The organism is Streptomyces sp. CB01580, from assembly GCF_001905795.1.
Taxonomy (GTDB): domain Bacteria; phylum Actinomycetota; class Actinomycetes; order Streptomycetales; family Streptomycetaceae; genus Streptomyces.
Window position 1 is genome coordinate 144,489 of the sequence record NZ_LIXJ01000018.1, and the last position, 8,013, is coordinate 152,501.

Consider the following 8,013-nt stretch of genomic DNA (forward strand, 5'->3'; position numbering starts at 1 on the left):
GCCGAAGGGGCCGGGCCGCGGGGCGGACGTCCTGTCCGTAGGCCGGCTGGTTCGCCGGTCTGCGGCCCGTCGGCCCGGTCGGAGTCCGGACCGGACCCGCCCGGCCCTGCCGGGATTGTCAGACCCGTCCCTCACAATGGAGTCCGGACATGGGCCGGGACCGGCAGGGCCGGGTTCGGGCGCGGTCGGTCCGGGCGGACGGGGCCGAGCGCAACGACAGCCCCGTCGCGTGGGCCGTGCGGCCGTATCGTGCGACAACCCGGCGCAGGAGACCACGGCACACGGCACGACGGTGCACGGGTGCACGACAGCACGGCGTACGACACGTCGGCACGGCGTACGACAGCGGACAGCACGACAATGTGCGGCCACGAGGCCGCACACCACCGGAAGGGCGGTGACCCATGACCGTATGGGACGACCTGGTCGGGCAGGACCGGGTGCAGGAGCAGCTCGGTGCCGCCGCCCGGGACGCCGATGCGCTGGTCACCGCGCACGCCGCGGGGGAGCCGGTGCCGCCGGGATCGAAGATGACCCACGCCTGGCTGTTCACCGGCCCCCCCGGCTCCGGTCGTGCCACCGCGGCCCGGGCCTTCGCCGCCGCCCTCCAGTGCGTCAGCCCCGACCGGGCCCTGGGCGGCGCGCCCGGGTGCGGCTTCTGCGACGGTTGTCACACCAGCCTCATCGGTACACATGCGGACGTCGAGGTGGTCCGTACGGATCTGCTCTCCATCGGCGTGAAGGAGACCCGCGAGCTGGTCCGACGCGCCCAGCTGTCCCCGGCCGGCGGTCGCTGGCAGGTCATCGTGCTGGAGGACGCGGACCGGCTCACCGAGGGCGCGGGGAACGTCCTGCTGAAGGCCGTTGAGGAACCGGCTCCCCGCACGGTCTGGCTGCTCTGCGCGCCCTCGCTCGAGGACGTGCTTCCCACCATCCGTTCCCGCTGCCGCCACCTCACCCTGCGCACGCCCTCCGTGGACGCGGTGGCCGACGTGCTGATCAGGCGCGACGGCATCGATCCGGAGCGGGCCGCGTCCGCCGCCCGTGCCACCCAGGGCCACATCGGTCGGGCCCGTCGCCTCGCCACGGACGAGCGGGCCCGCTCCCGGCGTGCCGCCGTCCTGAAGATGCCGCTGCGGGTCGAGGAGATCGGGGGCTGTCTCAAGGCGGCCCAGGAGCTGATCGACACCGCCGCGGAGGACGCCAAGCAGGTCTCGGAGGAGGTCGACGCCAAGGAGACGGAAGAACTGAAGGCCGCCCTCGGTGCCGCCGCCGGAGGCCGGATGCCGCGGGGGACGGCGGGCGTGATGAAGGAGCTGGAGGACCGGCAGAAGCGCCGCAAGACCCGTACCCAGCGCGACAGCCTCGATCTCGCGCTCAGCGAGCTGACGGGCTTCTACCGTGATGTGCTGGCTCTGCAGATGGGCTCGCGGATCGCCATCGCCAACGCGGACACGCAGGACGCCCTCGACCGCGTGGCCGGCTCCTCCACCCCCGAGCGGACCCTGCGCCGGATAGAGGCGGTGATCGCGTGCCGCCGGGCGCTGGACCGCAACGTCGCGCCGCTGCTCGCGGTGGAGGCGATGACGATGGCGCTGCGCGCGGGCTGACGTACGGCGCCGCCGTCCTGTTCCCGCTTTCCCTCCCGGATCACCACCGCCGTCACCCATCCCCGTCACGACCGCCGTCCCATCCCCATCGCCCCTGGCATCCCCAACGCCATCGGCAGCGCACTGCCCCAGCACCACCCCCGCCGTGACCACAGGTAGCGCACCGCGTCATCGCCGATGTCATCGTTCGTCACGTTTCGTTACTGATTTTTCACCCGTATGGGCGGTAAAGCGGGCGAGGTGCCGTCCGGCGACTACGCTCCGGGGATGGACACCAGGCGCCCGCTCCGCATTTTCGCCCTCGCGCTCGGCATTGCCGGCCTCCTCGTCTCCGGTTGCAGCGGCGGCGGTTCGGCGAACCCGTCCCCGTCCGCCCCCGCCGTCCCGGCCGCGCTCCAGCCGTACTACGAGCAGCGGCTGCAGTGGCGGGACTGCGGGGTCGAGGGGTTCCAGTGCGCGACGATGAAGGCGCCCCTGGACTACGCGAAGCCCGACGGCGGCGACATCGATCTGGCCGTCTCCCGCACCAGGGCCACCGGCCCCGGGGAGCGGATCGGCTCGCTCCTGGTGAATCCCGGCGGCCCTGGAGGCTCGGCCGTCGCCTACCTCCAGAATTTCGCGGCCCTCGGCTACCCCGCCCCGGTCCGGGCCCGCTACGACATGGTGGCCGTCGACCCGCGCGGGGTCGCTCGCAGCGAACCCATCGAGTGCCTCACCGGCCCGCAGATGGACGCTTACACCCAGGTCGACCAGACGCCCGACGACGAGACCGAGGTCGCCCGGTTGGGCGCCGCGTACCAGAGGTTCGCGGGCGGCTGCGAACAGCACTCGGCTCAGGTGCTCCCGCATGTCTCCACCGCCGAGACCGCCCGCGACATGGACATGCTGCGGGCGCTGCTGGGCGACGAGAAGCTGCACTACGTCGGAGCGTCGTACGGCACCTACCTCGGTGCCGCGTACGCCGAACTCTTCCCGGCCCGGGTCGGCCGGATGGTCCTGGACGGAGCGATGGACCCCTCGCTCTCCGCCCTCGACGTGAACCGTGACCAGACGGCGGGCTTCGAGACCGCGTTCCAGTCCTTCGCCGCCGACTGCGTGAAGAGGGCGGACTGCCCGCTCGGCACGACCTCCACCGCCGACGCGGCCACCCGCCTGAAGGGGCTCTTCGCCGCCCTCGACGCCAAGCCGATCCCCACGGGCGACACCCGCGAGCTCACCGAGTCCCTCGCCACCACCGGGGTGATTGCCGCCATGTACGACGAATCGTCCTGGCCCCAGCTCCGCAACGCGCTCGTCGGCGCCGCGAAGAGCGACGGCTCCGGTCTGCTCGCCCTGTCGGACAGCTACTACGAGCGCGAGCCGAACGGCACGTACGCGAACCTGATGTTCGCGAACGCCGCCGTGAACTGCCTGGACCAGCCGCCCGCCTTCGCCGACGCCCGAGCCGTCATCCGTGCGCTCCCCGACTTCGAGAAGGCGTCGCCGGTCTTCGGCCGGTCCTTCGCGTGGGCCGCCCTGAACTGCGCCCACTGGCCGGTCCGCCCCACGGGCACCCCTCATCGCATCGAGGCCGAGGGCACGGCCCCGATCGTGGTGGTCGGCACCACGCGTGACCCGGCCACCCCGTACAAGTGGGCCGAGTCGCTCGCCGACCAGCTCTCCTCCGGCACGCTTCTCACCTACCAGGGCGACGGCCACACCGCGTACGGCCGCGGCAGCGACTGCATCGACACGGCGATCAATACCTACCTCCTGGACGGCACCCCGCCGGCCGACGGCAAGCGCTGCTCCTGACCGCTTGTGCCCTCCGTTCCGCCCGTCTTCGCCGCCTTTGGGCCGCTGACCTGCGGAGACGGCCCGGATCCGGGGTGGTACGGAGTACCCCCGGAAACTGTGTAGACTTGGCGACGCCGCTGATCGCACCATAGTGCGACGGGCGTGCCGCCTTAGCTCAGTTGGCCAGAGCAACGCACTCGTAATGCGTAGGTCTCGGGTTCGAATCCCGAAGGCGGCTCAGAAAAACCCCGGATCAGATGCTCGCTGATCCGGGGTTTTCTGTTGCTCGGGCTTCCTGGGAAGACACCCGTCCGCGCCCCTGTGCCTCCATGCCTCACCATCACGCCGTGAAGGCACCAAGGTCGAGGGCGGCGGTCACGGTCCAGGTCTCCCGTACGGCGTCCTCGGCCTCGGCGACTGGCGCTGCGCGCGATGCGCATGGCGACCTTCACGGCCTCACTCGATCTGACCGGCGTGAACGTCGCGCTGCCCTCGACGCGGGATGAACTTCTCGTGGGCTCCGCCGAGTTGGCGGCGAGCGGGTCTCCCCGACCGGCCAGGTGTTCTTCCCGGGGGCGGAGGCAGAGGGCTGATCCGGGGCGGGGCCGTGGTGAGGCGTCCGGGGAAGCCCGTTGGGCCGGGGCCGGGCGGACCCGGTCCCGGCCCCGCACACAGGTCGGGCCAGTCGTTGGACCTGTTGGCGGGGCGGTCGGTCGCCGCGGCCGGTGTCAGTCGGTGGCGTCGGCTGTGGTGGTCGTGGCGGGTGTGGTGGCGGCCGGCGTCGGGCGGCGCAGGACGAGGCGGTGGGAGAGCTCGGAGAGCAGGAGGGCGAGGACCGCCAGTGCTGCCGCGATGAAGCCCAGCGAGCCCGATCCGCCCACGTTGATGCCGAGTCCGCCGAGGGCGCCGGCCAAGGCGATCGCGAGGTAGAGGATCGACGAGTGGAGGGAGACCAGGACCGCGGCGAGGCTCGGGTTCAGGCTGATCAGGCGGTGCTGCTGTGGCGCGCTCATGCTGAAGGCAGTGACCGCGAAGACGCCGATGAGGACGAGCGAGGCGGCGTACGTGCCGTTGACCAGGGGCAGCACGAGCAGGCAGACGGCGACCCAGACGAGGCAGATCGCCATGACGCCCCGGCCGCCGATCCGGTCGGTCAGCACCCCGGCCGCGTAGCTGGCGAAGATCGCCACGGTTCCGAGCGTCAGCATCAGCAGGGCGACCTTGTTGCCGGAGCCGCCGGTCGCGTCCGTGAAGATCTCGGCGATGTACGTGTACAGGATGTAGACGGAGGTGAACGCCACCAACGTGGTGCCCAGGGTGGTCACGACGCGGGAGTCGGCGAGCGGTGCGAAGCGCCTGCGCAGGGGCTCGGCGGGAGGACTGGCGATGCCGCGCGGCACCAGGCTCAGCAGGCCGACGATGCCGACGACGGCGAGGGCCGCCACGAACCACATAGTCGCCCGCCAGCCGAACCGGCTGCCGAACGCGGTGCCGATGGGCGCGCCGAACGCGGTCGCGGCCGTGAAGCCCGTGAGGACGATGGCGATCGCACGGCCGCGGCGCTCGGGCGGTACGAGGGCTGCGGCCGTCGCCGCGGCGACCGGTACGAACATGCCGGTGCCCGCGGCCGCGACGGCCTGGGTCACCAGCAGCAGACCGAACGACGGCACCAGCGCCGAGCCGATCGTCCCCAGCATGTAGATCAGCGCCGCGCACAGCAGCGTCACGCGTCTCATCAGCGGACTCGGCGTCGCCATCCTGCCGGAGCCGTTCGTGCTTGCCCGGCCGACCGCGTTGCGCATGCTCGGCGTCACGGATCCGCCGATGCGCGGGTACATCGTGTTCGCGTGGCGCGAGGGCGGGCCGTCCGGTTCTGCGGCGCGGGCCCTCGTGCGGCACCTCCGGCGCGCCATGGCGGTGCGGCCGTCCTGACATGGGTGCCGCCGTTTCGGCGGGGTGCGCCCGGTCCGGCGTGCGCGTCCGCCCCGGTGCGTCTGCTCGTGTGTGTCTGCCCTGGTGTGCCCCCGCTCTGGGGGAGTTGGAGCGCCGACGGGAGGCGGTCGTGCCGACCAGGCGCGGTGTGGCGGGTACGCGTGCGGCAGCCCGTACCCGTACACGTACCCGCAGAGAATCGACGGACGCCCGGATACGTGTACGGGCAGGGGGAGCCGCACCGCTCGGGGGAGGGCGGGGCGGGGTGATTCACGGGATTCGGGTCGGGGCTCGGCCCGGTGCGGATGCCGCAGTGGTGATGGGCACCTCGCAGGGGTGGACGGCTCGCGATCGTGGCGGACGGCGTGCGCGGTGGGTGGCTGACAGTAGGCAGTGGGTCGTGGACTGAATGATGCGCAATGGCGGCAGGAAGCGGAAATGGGGGCAGGAAGCGGAAATGGCGGCAGGAACAGGAAGGGCCGGGGTCCTCGCTTCGCGTGTGCAGGTGGCGGGCGCCCTTTGCCCGTCACCTGTGCGGTGACTCCGATGGAGACCGTAAACCGCATCGCTTATAGACTTCCAAGACCGATTTCGCCATGTGAAAATGACTTCCAAGGCATAAGTGGAGGTGGGGCGGACCGTGGATCTGCTGCAGTTGCGCTGCTTCCAGACCGTCGCGCGTTACGAGCACATGAGCCGCGCCGCGGAGGAGCTGCGCGTCGCCCAGCCTTCGCTCAGCCGCACCATCGCGCGCCTGGAGGCCGAGCTCGGCTCCCCGCTCTTCGACCGGCACGGCCGCCGCATCCGGCTCAATCAGTACGGAGCGATGTTCCTGCGTCACGTCGACCACGCCCTGAGCCAGCTCGAGGACGGCCGCCGGGCCCTGAGCGACGCCCGTGACACGGGGCTCGGACGGGTCGGCGTCGCCTCCGAGACCCTGCTGACGATCACCCACGCCCTCGGCAGTTTCCGGGCCGCCTTCCCCCGCGCCGACGTGCGCCTCTTCCAGTCGAACGCGCAGGAGATGACCCGCCAGCTGCGCGCGGGCGAGGTCGACTTCTGCGTGGCCTCGCAGCCGCTGGCCGGCACGAACCTCGCATCGGTCGAGCTCGCCCGCGAGGAGGTGCTGCTCGCGGTGCCGCGCGGGCACTGGCTCGACGGCCGGGAGAGCGTGAGGATCCCCGAGGTCGCCGACGAGCCTTTCGTGAGCACGCGTCCCGGACACTGGCAACGCACGCTCCTCGACCGGCTGTTCGCGTCCGAGAGGCTCACGCCGCGCCTGTCCTGCGAGGGTGACGAACCGGGCGCCAGCCAGGACATGATCAGCGCCGGTCTCGGGATCGGCCTCATCCCGGCGATGTCCCGCCGGGCCGGTACGGATTCGCACACGCCGGTCGCCTGGGTGCACCTGGACGCGCCCGACTGCTACCGGGTGCTCACCCTGGTGTGGAACCGCGACAACTACCTGTCCGAAGCCGCCCTGAAGTTCCGTGAGTTCATCACCAGTCGACCGTTCATGACGCACCGGAAGCCCGATCCGCGCCGCGTGGCTGCCCAGGACCGGGCGGACCGACGGGCCGATGGACCGGCGGACCTGCAGACCGGCGGAACGGTGGTCGGCGGACCGGGGGATTCGTAGGCCGACGGAGCTGTGGGCCGGGGGACTTGTGGGCCGCCTGCCTGGGAGACCGTGGGCGTGTGCGGTTGCTGGAGCCACCGGTGAGGGGGTTTGGCGTCACCGGTGACTGTTTGGTACGGTCCGTCGCGCTGCCATCCCGTCGGCCGAGGACGGCGGGGCAATCGGCTGGTCTACGGCCAGGGCGTCACGGCCTTCCACGACGATGGTCACGGCCGGGTCGCGGCGGTGGGGACGGCCGACGGTCGCCAACTGCCGGCGGATCTGGTCCTGGTCGGCATCGGCGTCGTGCCCCGTACGGAACTGGCCGAGACGGCCGGGCTGGCGGTCTCCGGCGGCATCGTGGTCGATGCCGGGCTGCTGACCGGCGACCCGCACATCTCGGCCATCGGCGACTGCGCGGTCTTCCCGCTGTCGGGCCCCGGCACGCAGCCGCGGTCCCGGCCGAGGTCCCAGCCGCAGTCCCGGCTGGGGTCGGGTTCGCAGCCGGGGGCGGAGTCGCAGCCTCAGTCGGAGTCGGAGACAGGGGCGGGGGCGCGGTCACGGACGCAACCGCGGATGCGGCTCGAATCCGTACAGAACGCCGTCGGGCACGCCAAGCTGGTCGCCGAGCGGCTCACCGGGGCGCCGCGCCCGTACGACGAACTGCCCTGGTTCTGGAGCGACCAGTTCGGTACGACCGTACAGATCGCGGGAATCGGTGACGGGCACGACGCCGAGGTGGTGCTGGCGGACAGCCCGGACGCGGATGCCTTCTCGGTTCTCCTGTTCCGGCAGGAGGCGCTGATCGCGGTCGAGTCCGTCAACCGGCCCGGCGACCACATGGCGGCCCGCCGACTCCTGGGCGACGGTCTGTCGTTGAGTCGTGCCGAGGCCGCACGCGCGGGCTTCTCGCTCACGGAGCATCTCAGGCGTTCCGCGAACGGGGGCGTGTCCGCCCCCGCCGGGGCGATGGCCACGGGCTGAGCGCCGACCGGCCGCCTCGCGACGGCAGTGTGCCGAGTGCCGCGTGCCGAGTGCCGCGTGCCGTGCGACCGACCTAGGGTCTGTGTGATGTCG

Annotated in this window: 6 protein-coding genes and 1 tRNA gene; 6 read left to right on the top strand and 1 reads right to left on the bottom strand. The window is 72.0% G+C overall.

Going from position 1 to position 8,013, the window contains the following annotated elements:
• The first annotated feature begins 404 nt into the window (after window positions 1–404).
• From AMK22_RS24475 to AMK22_RS24485, 3 genes are all read left to right on the top strand, one after another.
• Window positions 405–1,610, top strand: a complete 1,206-nt coding sequence (locus AMK22_RS24475) for a DNA polymerase III subunit delta' (RefSeq protein ID WP_073788313.1) — start codon at window positions 405–407, stop codon at window positions 1,608–1,610.
• Window positions 1,611–1,877: 267 nt separating this feature from the next.
• Window positions 1,878–3,404: an alpha/beta hydrolase gene (locus AMK22_RS24480; RefSeq protein ID WP_073788335.1), complete on the top strand. Its 1,527-nt coding sequence runs from the start codon at window positions 1,878–1,880 to the stop codon at window positions 3,402–3,404.
• A gap of 146 nt (window positions 3,405–3,550) precedes the next feature.
• Window positions 3,551–3,624 (top strand) — tRNA-Thr (locus tag AMK22_RS24485).
• A 490-nt stretch (window positions 3,625–4,114) separates the two neighbouring features.
• On the opposite strand, the gene AMK22_RS24490 is transcribed toward AMK22_RS24485, so the two are convergent.
• On the bottom strand, window positions 4,115–5,122 hold the full coding sequence (locus tag AMK22_RS24490; RefSeq protein WP_158072078.1) for an MFS transporter: 1,008 nt from the start codon (window positions 5,120–5,122) through the stop codon (window positions 4,115–4,117).
• A 37-nt stretch (window positions 5,123–5,159) separates the two neighbouring features.
• On the opposite strand from AMK22_RS24490, the gene AMK22_RS24495 reads away from it, so the two are divergent.
• The 3 genes from AMK22_RS24495 to AMK22_RS41170 all read left to right on the top strand — a co-directional run bounded on the left by AMK22_RS24495 (window position 5,160) and on the right by AMK22_RS41170 (window position 7,920).
• Window positions 5,160–5,318: a hypothetical protein gene (locus tag AMK22_RS24495; RefSeq protein WP_242434119.1), complete on the top strand. Its 159-nt coding sequence runs from the start codon at window positions 5,160–5,162 to the stop codon at window positions 5,316–5,318.
• A 640-nt stretch (window positions 5,319–5,958) separates the two neighbouring features.
• Window positions 5,959–6,957, top strand: coding sequence for a LysR family transcriptional regulator (locus AMK22_RS24500; RefSeq protein ID WP_079186380.1), 999 nt, complete (start codon window positions 5,959–5,961; stop codon window positions 6,955–6,957).
• Between the two features lie 102 nt (window positions 6,958–7,059).
• The gene (locus tag AMK22_RS41170) at window positions 7,060–7,920 is read left to right on the top strand and encodes an oxidoreductase C-terminal domain-containing protein (RefSeq protein WP_073788315.1); all 861 of its coding nucleotides are present in this window, start codon (window positions 7,060–7,062) and stop codon (window positions 7,918–7,920) included.
• The last annotated feature ends 93 nt before the right edge of the window (window positions 7,921–8,013 follow it).